The following is an 18,400-nucleotide window of genomic DNA, read 5'->3' as shown; positions in this document are numbered from 1 at the left end:
GAATCTGCATTCAGCGCAATGGGTCAGTCTTGCAAGCCAATGGCAGATCCGACCGCGCGCCCCAACTTTCATCGTATCCCTGATCGTGGGTGGCGAGGGTTTCGACGACTTCCAGGCAGTTGCCCTGAAGCTGCGTGATGTAGGCCTGAATCATTTGAGGCGGTACGACCTTGTCATTCAAACCGATGAAATGACGCTGCGGCAGCGCACGCAACTTGTCGCGAAACTCCAGAGGTGTCACCGGCTTCGAGAATGGCGCGAGCTGCATCAGCTTCGCCCACTTTACAGGGTCGAGATTCCCGGCAATCGTTTGCACCTGAGTGACGTCGTTACGAGAACCCGCAAGGATCAAGGCAATCGCCGCGCCGCCCGAGTATCCGACCAGTTCGAACTGCTCCACGGCAAAGCGACTTTTCAGACGATCAAGGGCCGCGTTCATGCTCTCTATGACCAATGAATTGAAACGACCGGAAGTCCACAGATCAGTGTTGCAGCCCGGTGATGTCACGAACTGACAAGGGCGCGCCAGATAGGCACTGGGCCCCCGATCTTCAGCGGCCAGTCTCGCCATCAAGGACACGCGAGGGGTCGGATCGATACTCGGTTGAGACCGTGTCGCCCACGCCCGACCATCGCCTTCAATGTAGACACGCAGGTGCTTGTAGCCCCCTGGTGGCGGGAGCAAGGCCATGAGTGTGTAAGGTGAACTATCGAGCGTGCCAGGAGTAAGCGAAGAGCCTTGGCTTACCGCCTGCAAATCGACTTTACCCGCGCAACCGCTGAGCCCGAGTAACCCGAAGCCGATGGCGGCCAGTGCTTTAAACATGGTTTTAACCTGTTGATCAGACGCAACGGTCCGCCAGCGCGAACCGTTGCAATCCAGTCGATCAAAAAGCGTAGCGCGCTTCAAGGGTAAAGGTGTCGGCGTTAAAACCGGTCTTCGCTTGATAGCTGTAATGGGTTCCCAGGGTTAGAGCATCAATTTGATACTTCACCCCTAAGCGACCTTCATAACTATCACGTACCGGACTGGCTCCCGAGACAATGAAAGGCGAGCCTCCCAAGGTGAAACTGGAGGTCTGATTGATCTGGTCACCGATGAAGTCATGGTAAGCCATCACGCTCGCTTCAGGTGTAAGGGTGCCATTGAACAATGGCACGTCAGCGGCCATTCGCAACCCGGCACCCAGCTCGCCAATTTCGAAGCGCTGGGCATTGGAGTGCAGGGCGGCCGAAGAGCCATGCTCATTAAAGCTGTCCAGCTGAATATTGGTGTAACGTGCGGCGACACGCGGTTCGACAATCAGTTGGTCAGTGAGTTTGAAGGTATAACCGCTCAAGGCGCTCAGAGCCCATGCGTCACTGTTGTAGCTGGCTTTGGCCACGCTGTCGGCGATATAACGTTTGCTGTCATTGTCATTGCGCCCGTAACTGAGGCTGCCATCGACAAACCAGTTGCGCAGATCCCAGCTACCGTACAGCGTCAATGCGCTGCCCTGTACATCGGTTTTATTTCCGGTGTCGGAAGTGACGTTAGTGTTCAGATACGAATAGGCCAGACCCACGGTGGAATTGGCATTCAGTTTGCCATCTGCCCCGACCGCAATACCGCTGCTGTTGGCCGAGTAACCGGCGACTGCATCACGGCTGTCCTGATCCTGATTGCTGCTCAACCCCTGAACCCATACGCCGGTTTCTGCCAGCGAATCTCCTGATGAGAGCCCCGAGCGCAGACCGGACACGCGGTTGCTGATCGCACCATTCATCATCGCCTGACCCGACACTGCCGCATTGACCGCCCCACCGCTGACTTCCGGAGCCAGTTGCTCACCGAGCTTTGCCAGTTCCTCTTGGGAGGAGGCGCTGGCAAAGGCTTTGAAGACCGCATCATCACTGTTCAATTGCCCCAGCGGGCCATTCTTGAAGCGATTGAGGATCACGCGGGTGCTGCTGGAGGTGCCGATGCTCCCCTGCTCTTCATCCACCTGACTGTCACTTTTCAGTGTGACCAGAGCGTTGACGGTCTGGGCATCGGTTGTATAGCTGGCGACGTTCAACAACGAGGACGAACTGGTGACGCTTAACCCGTTGTTCTGCAGGCTGCCGGCCTTGACCAGTGTGTATTGAGTGCCGGCAGCGGTCGGCGTGAAATCACCTGGTTTGGCATTCAATGTCACTTGGGAGGACTGGGCGAAGGTGGCCTTGCCGTCCACCGTCAAATAAGGCGTACCGGGTGTGACGCGATCCGAAAGCAACATATCGATGCCACTGTTGGCACCGACGTTCAGGTCACCGGTAATCACGACCCCCTGATTTTGCAGATTCAGAGAGCCCGACGTCACAGAAACCGTGCTATCGATTTTGCTACCGGTGTAATTGGCCTGACCCGCGACATTCACCCCATTGAGGTTGAGCAGATCGCCCTTGATCGCACCGCCGGTCCAGTTCAGTTGCGCCAACCCTGCGCCATCGATGGCCGCCGCATGATTGCTGCGAATTTCGCCACCTTGCTGGTTGATCTCGAACGCTGATGTCTGGTCCGCATCGACCCGGATCGCAACACCGTCCGCAGTGATATTGCCGGCGTTGATAATGCCCCGAGCGCCAGACACAGCATTTTGCGTGAAAGTGGCCCCCCTGAGCTTGATGCCAACGGCGTCTGCACCCGATGCCTCAATAGTCCCGGTGTTGAGCAAATAATCGACTGAACCATCCCAAAACACGATAGCCTCGGAGTTCTTGCCAACGCTCATGATCGAGCCGCTGTTCTCGATCCTCAACGCGCTGGTTTGGGTCTCGACGTGAAAAGCGGAGGCGTTCTGACCCGTGGCACGAATCGTTCCTGAGTTGAGCAGCCTGCCGGCGATGCTCACGGGAAGCACGCCATGGGAATCCAGAATCAGCCCCGTGGCATAGTTACCCTGCACATCGACAACACCGCTGTTGATCAGATCGCCGCCAATAGTGGTCCCATGGAGGTAGATACCCTCAGGCTCGCCATAGATATTGGCTCCCGATGCCTGGGTGATGGAGACAGTCCCGGCGTTGATGACATTGCCGGTGATAGTGGTATTGGCGATCTCGATTCCCTCAGCGTTATTCACGTTGGAAAGAGAAAGCTTGCCGGCATTGATGAAGTCACCCTGAATGTTGCTGCCGCTGGTGTTGCGGAAACTGACATCCAGTCCGATCCCGGTCACCGTCGCGCCTTGAGCGTCGAAATTGAAGTCGCCCCGGTTAATGAGTGAGCCCGCGACGGTGTTCTGGAAGAACGTGACACCCGTTTTGTCCGTGTTGCTCTGGCGGGTCCGTTGCCCGGTCAGAGTCAAGGTTTCACTGAGGGTTTGACCACTCCAGTCCTTGAAACCCTGGCCCAGGTCGTACTCGCTGGCAAATACCTGAGCGGTCGAAGCGCTGACAACCATTGCCAGCAGGCTTTTCTTGAAAAACTGACTATCCATATCGCTTCCGTGTGGTTTTGAAACCCATCGCCTGAAATCTGGGCAGCACATCGAGACAAAGGTTCTGTTCTGTGGGAAGTCGATATATCGACGAGATAATCAATTTCTTAAGCCATGAACGACTAAAACCGGCTGAACACGGCGTACCTGGCGTCCCGCTTGCGCAATCCTCGCCAATCACCCAGGCTTCTCTGATTTTCGGCTTGGGCAAGACCTTATGGAAAGCAACAACGACTGGCGCCATCGCCTCTACGTCATGATTTTCCAGAGCGACACAGTGGCTGGGCGGCGCTTCGACGGCATCCTGCTGTTGATCATCCTCGCCAGTATTGTGATCGTGATGCTCGACAGCATCGACGCAGTTCACCAGAACTACGCCAACGTGCTGGCGTACATCGAGTGGGGCTTCACGGTCATCTTCGCCATCGAATACGGCCTGCGGCTGTACTGCTCACCCAAGCCGTTGCGCTACGCGTTCAGCTTTTATGGGCTGGTGGATTTGCTGGCGATCGTGCCCGGCGTTCTTGCGTTGTACTACGCCGATGCGCAGTACCTGCTGATTATCCGGATCATTCGGATGCTGCGGATTTTCCGCGTGCTCAAGCTCAGTCCGTACCTCAAGCAAGCCAACTATCTGATGTCCGCATTGCGCGGTAGCAAGCAAAAGATCGTGGTGTTTCTAGTCAGCGTCTGCACCCTGGTGACGGTATTTGGCACCTTGATGTATGTGATCGAAGGCCCGGAGCACGGCTTCACCAGCATTCCCAAAGGCATCTATTGGGCTATCGTCACGCTGACCACCGTAGGCTTTGGCGACATCGTGCCGAAGACGCCGCTGGGTCAGGTGATTTCGTCGTTGGTGATGATCACTGGTTACTCGATCATCGCCGTGCCGACAGGGATTTTTACTGCCGAACTGGCCAACGCGATGCGCGGCGAACAACTGCAACACGACTGCCCGGTGTGCAAGAAAAACAGCCACGAACATGGCGCAGCATTCTGCTCACGGTGCGGTAATCAGCTATTCAAGAAAATGGAATAAGCAAAGTGCTTTTTAATCTTTAAAGGACTATGCGAGCCCCGTTATAGTCGCGGGCAAATTGCCTCACTTTTAAATAAAACTTAAGAACAAGGACTGCGCAGTGAAAAAACTCTTTGGCGCCTCACTTCTGGCCGCTGGCCTGGCACTGACCAGCATGGCTCAGGCCGCACCGACCCTGCTTAACGTTTCCTACGACGTGATGCGCGATTTCTACAAGGACTACAACACTGCCTTCCAGAAACACTGGCAAGCCGAGCACAACGAAAACATCACCCTGCAGATGTCCTTCGGCGGCTCCAGCAAACAGGCGCGTTCGGTGATCGATGGCCTGCCGGCTGACGTCATCACCATGAACATGGCCACCGACATCAACGCCCTGGCGGACAACGGCAAACTGGTCCCGGACAACTGGGTCACCCGCCTGCCGAACAACAGCGCGCCGTTCACCTCGGCCACCGTGTTCATCGTCCGCAAAGGCAACCCGAAAGCCCTGAAAGACTGGCCCGACCTGCTCAAGGACGGCGTGCAGGTGATCGTGCCAAACCCGAAAACGTCGGGTAACGGCCGCTACACCTACCTCTCGGCCTGGGGTTACGTACTGAAAAACGGCGGTGATGAAAGCAAAGCCAAAGACTTCGTCGGCAAGCTGTTCAAACAAGCGCCGGTGCTGGATACCGGTGGCCGCGCCGCCACTACGACCTTCATGACCAACCAGATTGGTGATGTGCTGGTGACCTTCGAAAACGAAGCGGAAATGATTGCCCGTGAATTTGGTCGTGATCAGTTTGAAGTGATCTACCCAAGTGTTTCCGCCGAAGCCGAGCCGCCAGTGTCGGTGGTCGACAAAACCGTCGACAAGAAAGGCACCCGCGCTGCGGCCGAGGAATACCTGAAGTACCTGTGGTCGCCGGAAGGTCAGGAGATTGCGGCGGCGAACTACCTGCGTCCGCGTGATCCGGCGGTGTTGGCCAAGTACACCGATCGCTTCCCGAAAGTGGATTTCCTTTCGGTAGAGAAGACCTTTGGTGACTGGCGGACTGTGCAGAAGACCCACTTCAATGATGGCGGGATCTTTGATCAGATCTACAGCGGTCAGTAATTCCTGAGCCCCACGAAAAAGGCGACCTGAGAAGGTCGCCTTTTTTGTGCCTGAACACAAAACTCGTGTTCACTGAAGATCCCTTGTAGGAGTGAGCCTGCTCGCGATAGCGGAGTGTCTTCAACATTGATATCGACTGACACTCCGCTATCGCGAGCAGGCTCACTCCTACAGGGGTTTGCGCCAAGCAGTTACATCGGGGGTGTCACGCCGTCCTTGCCCGCCGAAATCGACTGAGCCGTCAGCGTCCCATCAGCACTCTGCGTCACAAACGTCACAATCTTCACCCCCACCTTCAGCAAACTGCGATCCCCCGGCACGAGGTTCACGATCGGCACATCTTCCGGCACCAGAATCTTCTGCTGACCGCCCTTGTAGTTGACGGTCAAAACCCGGCCGTTGCTAACGACCAAATCACCGACGCTGCCATTGGTCATGCTGCTGCCCTTGGCCAAATCAAACGGCCGATGTCCATCACCGCTACCAGCCAGTTCCGGCGGGAAGACATGGACTTCCAGTGCCTTGAGGGTTCCGTCCTCCTGCGGTATGGCAGCCGAGCCGATGTAGCTGCCGGGTTTGATGTCTTCAATATTCGCCAGGGTGACGGCGCGGACTTTGGTGTCCTTGGTCAGGTTGATCACCACGTTTTCACCGCTGTTGACGTGGACTTTCAGCACGTCGGGGCTGACCCCGGTGATTTCGCCGCGAACGCCGATGCGCATGCCTGGCGCGTCAGCAGCCTGGGCAATACCTGCCGTGAACAAGCCGATCAAGGTAACCACTGAAGCGCCGCGAATCAGGTGACGAAACATCGCATTCATGAAAGTGCCTTCCGTTTTATGAAACGTGAAGAGAGAACATAAGCACGCTATCGAACAGGATGTAAGTGAATGTATCATCGGACCTCGATATTTTGACGCAAGGCTCCTCGATGGACATCACACACGTCCGTCACTCATTCCGCAACGGAATGATTGCTATCACTCCAAACCCTCTTCTGCTCATTCCGATAGCCCTTTAGCCTGCGCGCATTCTCTTTTGCTTAGCGAGACCCGTTATGAACCCAGCGACCCAGGTGCCCCATGGCGCCGCGACAATGACCCGAGGCATGGTGCTGCTGTTTGCCTTCTGCTGCGGCGCCATCGTTGCCAACATTTACTACGCCCAACCGATCATCGGCCTGATCGCACCTGACATCGGCCTGACCAGCACCATGGCCAGCCTGATCGTTTCTCTGACCCAGATCGGTTACGCGCTGGGTTTGTTCTTCCTGGTGCCACTGGGTGATCTGCTGGAAAACCGTCGCTTGATGATCATCACCACGGTGGTGGCGATTGCCAGTCTGTTGGGCGCTGCGTTCACCGATCAGCCAAACGTGTTTTTGCTGATCTCGTTGCTGGTGGGGTTCAGTTCGGTGTCGGTGCAGATCCTGATTCCACTGGCCGCGCATCTGGCACCGGAAGAGTCTCGTGGCCGTGTGGTCGGCGGGATCATGGGCGGTTTGCTGCTGGGAATTCTGCTCGCTCGACCTGTATCCAGCGTGGTGGCTGACCATTTTGGCTGGCGTGCGATGTTTGTGATTGCAGCGGTGCTGATGGCGGCGATCAGCATCGTGCTGGCGCTGACGATTCCCAAGCGTCAGCCTGATCACAGCGCTTCATATGGTCAGTTGCTGGGCTCTCTGTGGACCCTGTTGCGTCAACAACCGGTGTTGCGTCAGCGCGCGTTTTACCAGGGGTGCATGTTCGCGACGTTCAGCCTGTTCTGGACCGCCGTGCCGCTGGAACTGGCGCGCAATCATGGCTTGTCGCAAACCCAGATTGCGATCTTCGCCCTGGTCGGGGCCATCGGCGCCATCGCTGCCCCCATTGCCGGTCGACTGGCCGATGCTGGCCACACCCGCATTGCTTCACTGCTGGCCCTGCTGTTCGCCAGCCTGAGCTTCCTGCCCGCCTTCATCCATCCGGTCTACAGCGTCATAGGCCTCGCGGTCACCGGCGTGGTGCTCGACTTCTGCGTGCAGATGAACATGGTCCTCGGCCAACGCGCGGTCTACGCCCTCGACGCCAAAAGCCGCAGCCGCCTGAATGCGTTGTACATGACCAGCATTTTTATCGGCGGCGCGTTTGGTTCTTCGATAGCCAGTGCGGTGTATGAGCACGGTGGCTGGTTGTGGATCGTGATTGTGGGTAGCGCGTTTCCGCTGTTGGCGTTGTTGCGGTTTTTGGGTGTTTCGGAGAGGCGTTCGTTGGCAACGGCTTAAGGCTCCAAAAGCTTTGCCGGATCGTCGCCCGGACAAGCCTCTCTCCTGCCAAGGGGGGCGGCTTGCCCGGATTGATGTATAGCAGATTTTCCGCGCCTCAAATCTTCAACATTCCCCAACCTCTGCCTGCGAATTCCGGATTGTCCCGATGTGTGTTTACTGACGTCGGCAATGGGATCTGCAAACCTTCCGCACGTATCTTTTGTAGCAAGATCTGCACGATTTCGATGGCTGCGTCATACGCCTCCTCAAACGTATCCCCAGCGGTCACCGCACCCGGGATGTCAGGTATTTCAATACCGGTTGCAGTTCTCTCATCTCCCCACTCGATAATGATTGGATAGTGCACAGCGGTCCCTCCAGCGAAGCATCACCTTAATGAAGCGCCACTCGACCATAGATACCGGACAGGGTCAGTTCACGTTGTTTTTCAGGATGTGAATGCCCCCATTCCAGCGCGTTGTTTGATCGGTCAGGATGGCCTGATCCGTTACGCCGAGGTCAACCCGGATTACACTCAGCGTCCTGAGCCTGACGCGATGCTGGATGCGATTCGCGGCTGAACCGATCAAATGCCGCCTGAGCCGCGGCATGTTCTTTCAAGGAGTGTGTAATGACCCGACGTACCTTCCTCATCACCGGCGCCAGCAAAGGCATCGGCCGCGCGGTCGCCGAGCATCTGGACCGCGCAGGTCATCGGGTGGTCGGAATCGCCCGATCGCCCGACCTGAGCTTTCCCGGCATTCTGTTTCCGCTGGATCTGAGCGACAGGGCACTGACTCAGGAAGTGCTGGCGGAGCTGGCCAGGACTTACGAATTTGATGGGCTGGTGAATAACGTCGGTCTGGTGCGCCCGCAGGTGCTGGGGGAAATCGACCTCGACACGTTCGACGACGTGATGCGGGTCAACCTGCATTCGGCCTTGCAGGCCACTCAGGCACTGCTGCCGAGCATGCGCGCCAGGGCCTGGGGTCGGGTGGTGAACATTTCCAGCCTGACTGTGCTGGGTATTACGCAGCGCACTGCATACGCGGCGGCCAAAGCGGCGTTGATCAGCTTCACGCGATCCTGGGCGTTGGAACTGGCGCAAACCGGCGTAACAGTGAACGCCGTGGCCCCGGGGCCGACCGAAACCGAACTGTTTCGCGCCAACAACCCACCGGGCAGCGAAGGTGAAGCGCGGTATCTGGCCGGCGTGCCGATGGGGCGGCTGGGGCAACCGCAGGAGATCGCGGCGGCGATTGCGTTTTTGTTGTCCGAGCAGAGCGGGTTTATCACCGGGCAAACCTTGTTTGTCGACGGCGGCGCGTCCATCGGCAAAGCCGCGTTCTAACTGAACACACCAATCCCTGTGGGAGCGAGCTTGCTCGCGATGGCGGACTAAACCTCACATCTCTTTTGGATGTGCCGCCATCATCGCGAGCAGGCTCACTCCCACAGGGGATTTCCTAAAGCCATCAGACTGCACAAGGGCTTCGAATGGACCGCCTCGCCGCAATGGAAACCTTCGTCTACGTCGTGGAAACCGGCTCGTTTTCCGCCGCCGCCCGGCGCCTGAATATCGGCCAACCCGCCGTGTCGAAAGCCATTGCGCAACTCGAATCACGCCTGGCCGTGCGACTGCTGTTGCGCTCGACCCGAGGCCTGACGCCCACCGAGGCCGGCCTGGCGTTTTTCGAACGCGCCAAGCGTGCCATCGAGGAGTCCGATGAGGCCGACAACGCCGCCCGCGGTGCCGCCAGCGGGCTGACCGGCAACCTGCGCATTTGCGCCGCCGTGACTTTCGGCCGAATACATATCGTGCCGCACCTCGGGCCTTTCCTCGATCAGAATCCAGACTTGAACATCGACCTGATGCTCGACGACCGCAATATCAATCTGGTCGAAGAAGGCGTCGACATCGCCTTGCGCATGGGCGCCCTGAGCGATTCCGGCCTCACCGCCCGCAAGATCGCCGAATGCCGGCGTGTAGTACTCGGCACGCCAGCCTATTTCGAAAAACATGGCGAACCCACCTGCCCGGCTGACCTGTGCAAACATCAGGCAGTGGTCTACGCCCTGGGCGGCGGCGCTAACTGGCAATTTCACAACGCGAGCGAAGAACAGTCTGTGATCATCAGTGGCCGAATTCGCGTCAGCGCCGCCGAAGGATTGCGTGAAGCGGTCCTCGCCCACCAGGGGCTGACCATGGCCTCCGAATGGATGTTTGCCCCGGAACTGGCCAGTGGTGCAGTCAGGGAAGTGATGACGGATTGGACCCTGTCGAACCAGGATTTGTGGGCGGTGTTTCCTACCGGAAGAATGGCCAGCGCGAAGGCTCGGGCGTTTGTGGAGTATGTGCACGGGTTGTTGGTGAAAGAAGCCTGACGTTTCGATTATTTCGTTTATTGCGATTTTCGATTAATTCGAATAGCCTGCCAGCTTCGATTATTCAGAATATTGGAAACCGCCATGTCACCTGTCATCCACCCTGCAATCACCTTGCCTATGGAGCGCGAAGTCAAAGCTGCCATCGAGGGTCAGCGCGCCTTGGCGGCCTACCTGGCGACTCGATTCGAAACCCAGCACATCCAGATTTTTGATGAGCGCAACGAAGCCCATACCGTCGAGCTGCCCACCTCGGCACTTCGCTTACTCGTCGACATTTTGGCAGAACTCGCGGCGGGCAACGCCGTCAAGGTGGTTCCGGTTCACGCCGAACTCACTACCCAGGAAGCAGCAGACCTGCTCAACGTCTCACGTCCGCACCTGATCAAACTGCTCGAATCCGGCGACTTGTCCTACCACAAAACCGGCAAGCACCGACGTGTGCGCTTCGCCGATTTGATGGACTATAAAAACCGGCGCGACACTGCCAGCGAGCAAGCAATGACGCTTCTCGCGGAGCAGGCACAAGCGTTAAGGACAGGATACGAGTGAGACATTCCACTTTCACCGCTGTATATGACGCCTGTGTTTTATACCCCGCTCCCTTGAGAGATTTTCTGATGTGGCTTGCGCTCTCCGGGCGGTTCAGAGCGAAATGGACTTTGGAGATCCATAACGAATGGAAACGTAATCTGCTCAAAAACCGACCGGATCTTACCGCGCACCAACTGGATCGAACCTCTGAACTAATGGATCAGGCGCTTCCCGATGCTTGTGTAACGGGTTACGAAAGATTGATCGAAGGACTGACGTTACCCGACGTCGATGATCGACATGTGCTGGCTGCCGCCATTTGCTGCAATGCCAACGTCATTGTGACCTTCAACCGCAAAGACTTTCCGTGCACAGCATTGGTCCCGTTCGGTATCGAGGCTCAGCATCCCGACGAGTTCGTCGAGAATCTCTTCGACCTGGACCGGACCGCCGTGATTGCGGCGGCCCAGCGCCAGCGTAAGCAGCTGAAAATGCCACCGATGGATGTCGACACGTATCTCGGGCTTCTGTCGCGTCAGGGCCTTATTCAATCGACCAAGGCATTGACCACCTACCGGACGTTGCTCTGAACGCCTTTCGTTGACCACGGTCATTGCGTCTACCATTCGCTACAAAACGCAACCATCCAAAGCCACCGTAACCCTGGGCGGCAACTCCCCCCCATGCTCCAGCAACCACGCATCCAGCGTATGCCCGACGTGCGTCAACACCGCCGACACCGGTTGCAAGTCTTCGATACACCGCAACGCCAGCGTCAGATCATTGTGGTTACGTGGCACCTGAGGTTGTGGCGGCATTGAGCAGTCGAGGACCAGCAGGTCCAGCGGTACTTGTTGCAGCCATTCAGCAGTGGACGGTGGCAAGCCCACGGTGTCGGTCAGGTAGGCGATCCTTCGTCCCTCTCCTTCCAGCACATAACCGAGGGTCGGTCTGGAGTGTTGCAGCGGTAACGCTGTGACAATGAGGCCACCAAACTGGCGGGTTTCAAAAGGGCTGAACGGTTGGCTGAAATCGAGAATGCCGGGGTGTTTGTAGAGGTCGGCCAGGCCTTCCGGGTCCACCGGACCGTGAACCGGAATCACCAGTCCCTGGCCCCAGCGTAAGTGCAGCAGGCCTTGGGCGTGATCGGCGTGGTAGTGGGTCTGGAAAATGCCGTTGAAGCTGCGAGGCGGGAAGCGTTCGGTCAGGTCGGGCAGCCCGCTGTCGATCAGCCAGCGCTGGTCGCCGCATTCGATCAGCGCGCTGCACGGTCGACGCCTGAGTCGTTCATCGTTGCGGGCATGAGTGCAGGCCACGCACTCGCAGCCGTAGACCGGCACCTGCCGGGCGTCACCGGTCCCCAGTAATGTCAGGCGCATACGCAATGCTCGTCGATGCAGGCCAGCAGGCGTTCGACCGTGCGCTCCAGCGCTGCAGAGTTATCCAGCAGGTGCACTGCCGGACCGTGATCGGTCAGCAGACGCTCACTGAAACGGGCATTGCGCGCCAGTCGCTGATCAATCTCGCTCACAGATTCACGCCCACGCGCCAGCAGTCGCTGGCGCAATACGGCTTGATCGACGGTCAGCAACAGCACCAACGCGTCTGGATATCGCTGGCGGGTTTGCGGCAGATGAGCGCGCGAACCGTTGACCAGCACGTCCCGTCCCGCTGCCAGCCAGTCGTCGATTTCCCGTGGAATGCCATAGAACAAACCATTGGCGTGCCAGCTCAGGGCAAACGCACCCTGAGCCTCCAGCTCGGCGAACTGTTCGGGGCTGACGCCGTGCGCCGCCTCGCCCACCGCTTCTGCCGAGCGGGTAATGACCCGCCGCACGATGCGACAGCCGCGTTCGGCCAACGGTGTGCGTGCGGCATCCAGCAGGCTGTCCTTGCCCGAACCTGAAGGTCCGATGAGATAGATCAACCTGCCGGCCATCAAAATACCCTCTTCGCTTGGCGCCACACTTGTTGCACCACCGGCAGCCCGTCCTGGCTTCTGGCTTGCACCAGGTCCGCGCGCAGTCCGACGGCGATTTCGCCGCGATCATTCAAACCCGCCGCCCGGGCCGGGGCCAGGCTGACCATGCGCACTGCGTGGGCCAGATCACACGAGTTGTCCTGGGCTGCCAGCGCAAACACCGCTTGCAGGAGGCTGGCCGGGTAGTAATCACTGGAAAGGATATCCAGCAACCCTTCAGCAGCCAGGTCGGCGGCGGCGACGTTACCCGAGTGCGAGCCGCCGCGCACGATGTTCGGTGCGCCCATCAGCACTTTCATGCCTTGCTGCTGGCTTCCGCGCGCCGCCTCAACGGTGGTCGGGAATTCGGCGATGGTCATGCCATATCGCGCGGACTCTTCGACATGCGCGAGCGTCGCGTCGTCATGGCTGGCCACCGACAGGCCCCGCGCCAGGCAATGCTCGACAATCGCCGCACGATAGCGCTCGCTGTACTGCCGGGAGTTGGCCATCTGCAAGGTGATGAATTCATCCATCTGCGTCGTGGTCAGGTGGTACTTGCCCATGTAGTACTCACGGTACTTGGACTCCAGCACGAATTGACGCTGGCCCGGCGAGTGGTCCATCACCGACACCAGTTGCACCAGCGGATGCTCCACCAGGTCGCGGAACACACTCAAGGTGTCCGGATGGCACAACTCGCAACGCAGGTGCAGACGGTGTTCGGCGCGGGTCAGCCCGGCGTCGGAGGCACTGGAGATTGCTTCCAGCATCGCCGGCAATTTCTGCATGCGATTGCCTTTGGGGTTCACGTCACCGATGGACACCGCGTCGAACACCGTGGTGATGCCGGCCGCGATGATCTGCGCATCATGGCTGAGCACCGCCGAAATCGACGGCCAGTCCACGCCGGGACGCGGGGTCATGTGGCGTTCGAGGTTGTCGGTGTGCAGTTCCACCAGCCCCGGCAACAGGAAATCACCGTTGAGGTCCTGGGCTTGAGGCAACCGGCTCAGGCCTTCGGCGACGTCAGCGATCAAGCCGTCGCGCAACAGCACGCTGCCAAGGAACACGCGGTCAGCGGTGACCAGTTGGGCATTGCTGAGGATCTGTTCAACGGGCATCGGCGTATTCCTCTTGGTTCACAGCGGCGGGTGTCATATCGAGATGGCGGTCGGCAACCGCCTCGCGGGCGGTGCGGTCGTGGAAGATGCCAATCAAGGCGGCACCGGCAGTTTTCGCTTCGTTCATCAGTTCCAGCACCACCTGGCGATTGATGTCGTCGAGGGACGCTGTCGGTTCGTCGAGCAACATCACCGGCCACCCCACCATGAAGCCGCGGGCGATGTTGACCCGTTGCTGCTCACCACCCGAGAAGGTGCCGGGCGCCAATTGCCACAGACGCTGCGGAATGTTCAGGCGGCTGAGCAGCAATTCGGCCCGCGTCTGCGCCAGTTCTTTCGACCAGCCACGGGCCAGGGCCGGCTCCATCACTACGTCCAGGCAGGCCACGCGCGGAATCACCCGCAGGAACTGACTGACGTAGCCCAAGGTGCGCTGACGCACCTGCAGAACGTCGCGCGGTTCGGCGCCCACCAACTCCAGCCACTGGCCGTCGTGCTGCACGCGAATGCTGCCGCCCGCCGGCAGGTAGTTGCCGTACAAGGTGCGCAGCAAGGTACTTTTACCGGCGCCGGACTGACCGTGCAGCACCAGGCACTCACCGGCTGCCACGGTGAAATCGACCCCGCGGAGCACGTTCAGGACCACGCCGTGTTGCTGGTGCAAGGTGAAGGTTTTCGAGAGGTCACGGACCTCGATCAAGGTATTCATCGCTCGGTTTCCACAGTTGAACGGGGCTTCACGGCTGCAACACCGAAGACACCAGCAGTTGCGAATAAGGGTGCTGCGGATCGTCGAGGACCTGATCGGTCAGGCCGGTTTCCACCACCCGTGAGCGGCGCATCACCATCAGTCGGTCGGCCAGCAAACGGGCGACCGCCAGGTCGTGAGTGACGATCACCACCGCCAGGTCCAGTTCACGCACCAGGCCACGGAGCAAATCGAGCAAGCGCGCTTGCACCGACACATCGAGGCCACCGGTGGGCTCGTCCATGAACACCAGGCGCGGGCTCGACACCAGATTGCGAGCAATTTGCAGCCGCTGTTGCATGCCGCCCGAGAACGTCCGGGGTAAGTCGTCGATGCGCTGCGGGTCGATTTCCACCTGGCTCAGCCAGTCGATGCCTGCCCCGCGCAATTGCTGGTAATTGCGCACGCCTTGGGCCATCAGACGCTCGCCGATGTTGGCGCCGGCCGACACGCCCATGCGCAAGCCGTCGCGCGGGTTCTGTTCGACAAAGCCCCATTCGGTGCGCAACAACGTCCGGCGCTCGGCTTCGCTGGCGCTGTACAGGTCCAGCCATTGGCCCTGTTTGTCGCGGTAACCGATGCTGCCGCGCTGCGGTGGCAGGCGTCCGCTGAGCAGCGACAACAAGGTCGATTTGCCCGAGCCGGACTCACCGACAATCCCCAGCACTTCACCGGGATACAGGTCGAAGCTGACGTCCTGACAACCCTTTTCCGGGCCATACAGCAGCGACAGATTGCGCACCTGCAACAGCGGCTCGGCCGTGGTCACGGACAGATCATTTTTCAGCGCCTGGTTCATTGGTCCTGCTCCTGCTGGCTGACGCGCTGGGCGCAGTAATAGGTGTCGGAACAGACGAAGCTCTGGGTGCCGGCGTCGTCGAGAATCAACTCATCGAGGAAAGAGTCAGCGCTGCCGCAAATGGCGCAGCACTCCTCCCATTTCTGCGCTTCGAAGGGGTGATCCTCGAAGTCGAGGCTGGTGACTTTGGTGTACGGCGGCACCGCGTACAGGCGTTTTTCCCGGCCGGCACCGAACAGCATCAACGCCGGGCTCATGTTGAGTTTCGGGTTGTCGAATTTGGGGATCGGCGACGGGTCCATCACGTAGCGTTCATCGACCATCACCGGGTAGGCATAAGCGGTGGCGATGTGGCCGAAGGTGGCGATGTCCTCGTACAGCTTGACATGCATGACCCCGTAATCATTGAGGGCGTGCATGGTTCGGGTCTCGGTTTCCGACGGTTCGATAAAGCGCAGCGGCTCGGGAATCGGCACTTGGTAGACCATGATCTGATCGGCGAGCAACGGGGTTTCCGGGATGCGGTGACGGGTCTGGATCACTGTCGCGTCCGGTGTGCTTTCAGTTGTCGCAACGCCAGCGGTGCGAGCGAAGAAGCGGCGGATCGACACCGCATTGGTGGTGTCATCCGCGCCCTGGTCGATGACTTTGAGCACGTCGTCGGCACCGAGAATCGCGGCGGTCAATTGCATGCCGCCGGTGCCCCAGCCGTAAGGCAGCGGCATCTCGCGGCCACCGAACGGCACCTGGTAGCCGGGGATCGCCACGGCCTTGAGCAAGGCGCGACGGATCATGCGTTTGGTCTGTTCGTCGAGGTAGGCGAAGTTGTATGCCGAGTCGCGGGTTGACGCCTGGCTCAGGTCATTCATGGCTGTGGCCCTCGGCCGGCTTGCGCAGTTTGCGGATCAGTTCCAGTTCGGCCTGGAAGTCCACGTAGTGAGGTAACTTGAGGTGCGACACAAAACCGGCAGCCTCGACGTTGTCGCAGTGCATCAGCACGAATTCTTCCTGCTGCGCCGGTGACACGATCTCTTCGTTGAACTCGCCGGCCCGCAGCGCGCGGTCGACCAGCGCCATGCCCATGGCCTTGCGCTCGGCATGCCCGAAGGCCAAACCGTAGCCGCGAGTGAACTGCGCCAGCTCGGTGGCCGAGCCGACAAACTGGTTGACCATCTCGCACTCGGTGACTTCGATGCTGCCCAGATTGATCGGGAAACCCAGTTCTTCGGGGTCGATCCAGACCTCGACGTCACCGATGCGAATTTCCCCGGCGAACGGGTGGTTGCGGCCATAACCGCGTTGCGTGGAATAACCCAGCGCCAACAGAAAACCTTCATCTCCACGGGCCAGTGCCTGCAAACGTTCGGCGCGGCTGGCCGGCAGCTCCAGCGGGTCGCGGGTGATGTCGGCGACGCTGTCGCTGTTGTCGGACTCGTTCTTGATCAAGCCTTCCTTGGCCAGCAAACCCAAGACTCGCGGGCACGGTTCGAGGCTGGCGTTTGGCGTGATCTGCGGCCCCGGGTATTCGCCCTCGGCGAGCAAGGCAAAGTCCAGCAAGCGATGGGTGTAATCGAAGGTCGGCCCCAGCAGTTGCCCGCCCGGCACATCCTTGAAGGTCGCGGACAGGCGCCGGCTGAGCTGCATGTCGGCCGTATCGATCGGCAGGCTCGGGCTGAAACGCGGCAACGTGGTGCGATAGGCGCGCAGCAGGAAGATCGCTTCCACCAGGTCGCCCGCCGCTTGCTTGATCGCCAGTGCGGCGAGCTCTTCGTCGTACAGCGAGCCCTCGCTCATCACCCGCGCCACGGCCAGCGGCAGTTGCTGGCGGATTTGCTCGACGCTCAGTTCTGTGACCAAGGTATCGCCCCGGCGTTTTTTCGCCAGTAGACGGTGGGCATTGTCGATGGCCTGTTCGCCACCCTTGACGGCTACGTACATCAGGCACGCTCCTGTTCTGCGTGGGCGACCCGCGTGCTGCGCGGCAGGCCGATAAGGTCATGGCCGGCGGCGAAAAACAGATCCAGCCCACGGGGGAATTCGTTGCGTTGTTCACGTTCGCGCCAGACGCGGTCGGGCAGCGGCAGGCGGACCACGTGTTCGGCCTCGATCCCCGGTCCGCGCCAAGCCAACCCTTCCCCGCCGTCGAGCAATGGCAGTTGAACCAGCAAGGTGCAGGACTGATCCGGGTAGCGATCATTGCCACTGTCGAAGCCGCTGAGGTCGAGCAAGTCGGCGTCGGCGAGCAAGGCAAACCGTGCGCTCTGCCGATCTTCGGTGAGCGGACAGCCGCAGTGGAACGCCAGGTTGGCGCGGATCACCGGTGTGTCGAAGGACGGCGCCAGCCACAGCGGCGTGTCGACATCCAGCAGCGCCAGGCACAACGCGTAGGTGGCCGGCGCCAGCCCTTCGATGCCTGGAATGTCGTGCAATGTCTGGATCAATCCGGGGCCGGCCAGCGCCTTCAGTGCCGCGCGAAAACCACGTTGGGCATCCAGCACCGGGTCGGTGAAGGCCGGTTGCAACAGCTGTGCGCTCATCAGTTTTCTCCTCGCACGAGGGTGAAGAATTCGACTTTGGTGGCGGCGGTTTCTGCCGCTTTCTGCGCCCGGCGTTCGGCCTGGGCGGTCGCCAACGGCGTGATCATTTCCGCCAGCCAGTGACGCTGTTGCGCGCCCTGCAAATGCGCGTCGGCCAGCGCCGCCAGTTCGGCGTGGACCTTGTCGCGCCCCGCCAGGTAGCTGAAGCCGGTACGACCGTCGGCCAGACGCACCACGCAGCGGGTCACGCTCATTTCGCCGACGTTGAACGGCGCACCGTTGCCGCCCATGCGCCCACGCACCAGGGTCATGCCGATTTCCGGCGCGCGGATCAGTTGGTATTCGACGTCGCGCAACGCCGCTTCATGGGGCTGTAGTTCACTGCGTCGGGCGCGGGCCAGCACGCCGATCCAGTGTTGCCGTTCGGCATGAGGAGCAAGGCCGTGAATTGAGTTATGCATTGAGT

General features: G+C 59.6%; 20 protein-coding genes and 1 pseudogene. 8 read left to right on the top strand and 13 right to left on the bottom strand.

What is annotated here, in order from left to right:
• Nucleotides 1-10 precede the first annotated feature (10 nt).
• Nucleotides 11-826, bottom strand: a complete 816-nt coding sequence (locus tag AC3IUE_RS08675) for an alpha/beta hydrolase (RefSeq protein WP_489266770.1) — start codon at nt 824-826, stop codon at nt 11-13.
• Between the two features lie 61 nt (nt 827-887).
• Nucleotides 888-3,461, bottom strand: coding sequence for an autotransporter family protein (locus AC3IUE_RS08670; protein WP_489266768.1), 2,574 nt, complete (start codon nt 3,459-3,461; stop codon nt 888-890).
• 217 nt (nt 3,462-3,678) lie between these two features.
• Here AC3IUE_RS08670 and AC3IUE_RS08665 point away from each other — a divergent pair, with 217 nt between their 5' ends.
• Complete coding sequence (locus tag AC3IUE_RS08665; RefSeq protein WP_056742057.1) at nt 3,679-4,503, top strand: ion transporter; 825 nt, start codon at nt 3,679-3,681, stop codon at nt 4,501-4,503.
• Between the two features lie 100 nt (nt 4,504-4,603).
• Complete coding sequence (locus AC3IUE_RS08660) at nt 4,604-5,602, top strand: sulfate ABC transporter substrate-binding protein (RefSeq protein WP_033056035.1); 999 nt, start codon at nt 4,604-4,606, stop codon at nt 5,600-5,602.
• Nucleotides 5,603-5,793: 191 nt separating this feature from the next.
• Here AC3IUE_RS08660 and AC3IUE_RS08655 read toward each other — a convergent pair whose 3' ends face one another.
• Complete coding sequence (locus AC3IUE_RS08655; RefSeq protein WP_489266765.1) at nt 5,794-6,423, bottom strand: hypothetical protein; 630 nt, start codon at nt 6,421-6,423, stop codon at nt 5,794-5,796.
• A gap of 236 nt (nt 6,424-6,659) precedes the next feature.
• Between AC3IUE_RS08655 and AC3IUE_RS08650 the strand changes: the two genes are divergently transcribed.
• Entirely contained in the window at nt 6,660-7,865 is a 1,206-nt protein-coding gene (locus AC3IUE_RS08650; RefSeq protein WP_489266763.1) for an MFS transporter, read from the top strand.
• Between the two features lie 100 nt (nt 7,866-7,965).
• Here the strand turns inward: AC3IUE_RS08650 and AC3IUE_RS08645 are convergent.
• Nucleotides 7,966-8,214: pseudogene (locus AC3IUE_RS08645) on the bottom strand (type II toxin-antitoxin system HicB family antitoxin); the annotation flags it as partial.
• Nucleotides 8,215-8,302: 88 nt separating this feature from the next.
• On the opposite strand from AC3IUE_RS08645, the gene AC3IUE_RS08640 reads away from it, so the two are divergent.
• The 5 genes from AC3IUE_RS08640 (at nt 8,303) to AC3IUE_RS08620 (ending at nt 11,356) form a co-directional block, all read left to right on the top strand.
• A complete protein-coding gene (locus AC3IUE_RS08640) occupies nt 8,303-8,428 on the top strand; it encodes a hypothetical protein (RefSeq protein WP_461997453.1) in 126 nt (41 codons plus the stop codon).
• Between the two features lie 50 nt (nt 8,429-8,478).
• Nucleotides 8,479-9,198, top strand: coding sequence for an SDR family oxidoreductase (locus AC3IUE_RS08635; RefSeq protein WP_489266760.1), 720 nt, complete (start codon nt 8,479-8,481; stop codon nt 9,196-9,198).
• 146 nt (nt 9,199-9,344) lie between these two features.
• Nucleotides 9,345-10,232 carry a LysR family transcriptional regulator gene (locus tag AC3IUE_RS08630; RefSeq protein WP_489266758.1) on the top strand — a complete coding sequence of 296 codons (888 nt, stop codon included), beginning with the start codon at nt 9,345-9,347 and terminating at the stop codon, nt 10,230-10,232.
• A gap of 84 nt (nt 10,233-10,316) precedes the next feature.
• On the top strand, nt 10,317-10,784 hold the full coding sequence (locus AC3IUE_RS08625) for a helix-turn-helix domain-containing protein (RefSeq protein WP_489266756.1): 468 nt from the start codon (nt 10,317-10,319) through the stop codon (nt 10,782-10,784).
• Nucleotides 10,781-11,356: a VapC50 family PIN domain-containing toxin gene (locus tag AC3IUE_RS08620; RefSeq protein ID WP_489266754.1), complete on the top strand. Its 576-nt coding sequence runs from the start codon at nt 10,781-10,783 to the stop codon at nt 11,354-11,356. Before AC3IUE_RS08625 ends, AC3IUE_RS08620 begins: the two co-directional genes overlap by 4 nt.
• A 39-nt stretch (nt 11,357-11,395) precedes the next feature.
• On the opposite strand, the gene phnP is transcribed toward AC3IUE_RS08620, so the two are convergent.
• From phnP to phnG, 9 genes are read right to left on the bottom strand one after another with little or no spacing between them, the layout of a single operon-like run.
• Nucleotides 11,396-12,145, bottom strand: a complete 750-nt coding sequence (gene phnP, locus AC3IUE_RS08615) for a phosphonate metabolism protein PhnP (protein ID WP_489266752.1) — start codon at nt 12,143-12,145, stop codon at nt 11,396-11,398.
• Nucleotides 12,136-12,705 carry a phosphonate metabolism protein/1,5-bisphosphokinase (PRPP-forming) PhnN gene (phnN, locus tag AC3IUE_RS08610; RefSeq protein ID WP_489266750.1) on the bottom strand — a complete coding sequence of 190 codons (570 nt, stop codon included), beginning with the start codon at nt 12,703-12,705 and terminating at the stop codon, nt 12,136-12,138. Before phnN ends, phnP begins: the two co-directional genes overlap by 10 nt.
• Complete coding sequence (locus tag AC3IUE_RS08605) at nt 12,705-13,850, bottom strand: alpha-D-ribose 1-methylphosphonate 5-triphosphate diphosphatase (protein WP_489266748.1); 1,146 nt, start codon at nt 13,848-13,850, stop codon at nt 12,705-12,707. The genes phnN and AC3IUE_RS08605 overlap by 1 nt, the downstream gene beginning before the upstream one ends.
• On the bottom strand, nt 13,840-14,559 hold the full coding sequence (phnL, locus tag AC3IUE_RS08600) for a phosphonate C-P lyase system protein PhnL (protein ID WP_461997447.1): 720 nt from the start codon (nt 14,557-14,559) through the stop codon (nt 13,840-13,842). The genes AC3IUE_RS08605 and phnL overlap by 11 nt, the downstream gene beginning before the upstream one ends.
• Before the next feature lie 28 nt (nt 14,560-14,587).
• Nucleotides 14,588-15,397: a phosphonate C-P lyase system protein PhnK gene (gene phnK, locus AC3IUE_RS08595; RefSeq protein ID WP_452627637.1), complete on the bottom strand. Its 810-nt coding sequence runs from the start codon at nt 15,395-15,397 to the stop codon at nt 14,588-14,590.
• Nucleotides 15,394-16,266 carry an alpha-D-ribose 1-methylphosphonate 5-phosphate C-P-lyase PhnJ gene (locus AC3IUE_RS08590; RefSeq protein WP_489266745.1) on the bottom strand — a complete coding sequence of 291 codons (873 nt, stop codon included), beginning with the start codon at nt 16,264-16,266 and terminating at the stop codon, nt 15,394-15,396. Before AC3IUE_RS08590 ends, phnK begins: the two co-directional genes overlap by 4 nt.
• Entirely contained in the window at nt 16,259-17,335 is a 1,077-nt protein-coding gene (locus AC3IUE_RS08585; RefSeq protein ID WP_489266743.1) for a carbon-phosphorus lyase complex subunit, read from the bottom strand. The genes AC3IUE_RS08590 and AC3IUE_RS08585 overlap by 8 nt, the downstream gene beginning before the upstream one ends.
• Nucleotides 17,335-17,934: a phosphonate C-P lyase system protein PhnH gene (gene phnH, locus AC3IUE_RS08580; RefSeq protein ID WP_489266741.1), complete on the bottom strand. Its 600-nt coding sequence runs from the start codon at nt 17,932-17,934 to the stop codon at nt 17,335-17,337. Before phnH ends, AC3IUE_RS08585 begins: the two co-directional genes overlap by 1 nt.
• Complete coding sequence (gene phnG, locus AC3IUE_RS08575) at nt 17,934-18,395, bottom strand: phosphonate C-P lyase system protein PhnG (protein WP_489266739.1); 462 nt, start codon at nt 18,393-18,395, stop codon at nt 17,934-17,936. Before phnG ends, phnH begins: the two co-directional genes overlap by 1 nt.
• Between the last annotated feature and the right edge of the window lie 5 nt (nt 18,396-18,400).

It is taken from the genome of Pseudomonas sp. GL_093, assembly GCF_057837605.1.
Note: the sequence above shows the minus strand (reverse complement) of the source record. Positions and strands in the feature narration are given on the sequence as shown.

Coding starts and splice junctions, on each gene's coding strand:
- AC3IUE_RS08675 (WP_489266770.1), bottom strand. CDS start 826: ATGTTTAAAGCACTGGCCGCCATCGGCTTCGGGTTACTCGGGCTCAGC.
- AC3IUE_RS08670 (WP_489266768.1), bottom strand. CDS start 3,461: ATGGATAGTCAGTTTTTCAAGAAAAGCCTGCTGGCAATGGTTGTCAGC.
- AC3IUE_RS08665 (WP_056742057.1), top strand. CDS start 3,679: ATGGAAAGCAACAACGACTGGCGCCATCGCCTCTACGTCATGATTTTC.
- AC3IUE_RS08655 (WP_489266765.1), bottom strand. CDS start 6,423: ATGAATGCGATGTTTCGTCACCTGATTCGCGGCGCTTCAGTGGTTACC.
- AC3IUE_RS08650 (WP_489266763.1), top strand. CDS start 6,660: ATGAACCCAGCGACCCAGGTGCCCCATGGCGCCGCGACAATGACCCGA.
- AC3IUE_RS08635 (WP_489266760.1), top strand. CDS start 8,479: ATGACCCGACGTACCTTCCTCATCACCGGCGCCAGCAAAGGCATCGGC.
- AC3IUE_RS08630 (WP_489266758.1), top strand. CDS start 9,345: ATGGACCGCCTCGCCGCAATGGAAACCTTCGTCTACGTCGTGGAAACC.
- AC3IUE_RS08625 (WP_489266756.1), top strand. CDS start 10,317: ATGTCACCTGTCATCCACCCTGCAATCACCTTGCCTATGGAGCGCGAA.
- phnP (WP_489266752.1), bottom strand. CDS start 12,145: ATGCGCCTGACATTACTGGGGACCGGTGACGCCCGGCAGGTGCCGGTC.
- phnN (WP_489266750.1), bottom strand. CDS start 12,705: ATGGCCGGCAGGTTGATCTATCTCATCGGACCTTCAGGTTCGGGCAAG.
- AC3IUE_RS08605 (WP_489266748.1), bottom strand. CDS start 13,850: ATGCCCGTTGAACAGATCCTCAGCAATGCCCAACTGGTCACCGCTGAC.
- phnL (WP_461997447.1), bottom strand. CDS start 14,559: ATGAATACCTTGATCGAGGTCCGTGACCTCTCGAAAACCTTCACCTTG.
- phnK (WP_452627637.1), bottom strand. CDS start 15,397: ATGAACCAGGCGCTGAAAAATGATCTGTCCGTGACCACGGCCGAGCCG.
- AC3IUE_RS08590 (WP_489266745.1), bottom strand. CDS start 16,266: ATGAATGACCTGAGCCAGGCGTCAACCCGCGACTCGGCATACAACTTC.
- AC3IUE_RS08585 (WP_489266743.1), bottom strand. CDS start 17,335: ATGTACGTAGCCGTCAAGGGTGGCGAACAGGCCATCGACAATGCCCAC.
- phnH (WP_489266741.1), bottom strand. CDS start 17,934: ATGAGCGCACAGCTGTTGCAACCGGCCTTCACCGACCCGGTGCTGGAT.
- phnG (WP_489266739.1), bottom strand. CDS start 18,395: ATGCATAACTCAATTCACGGCCTTGCTCCTCATGCCGAACGGCAACAC.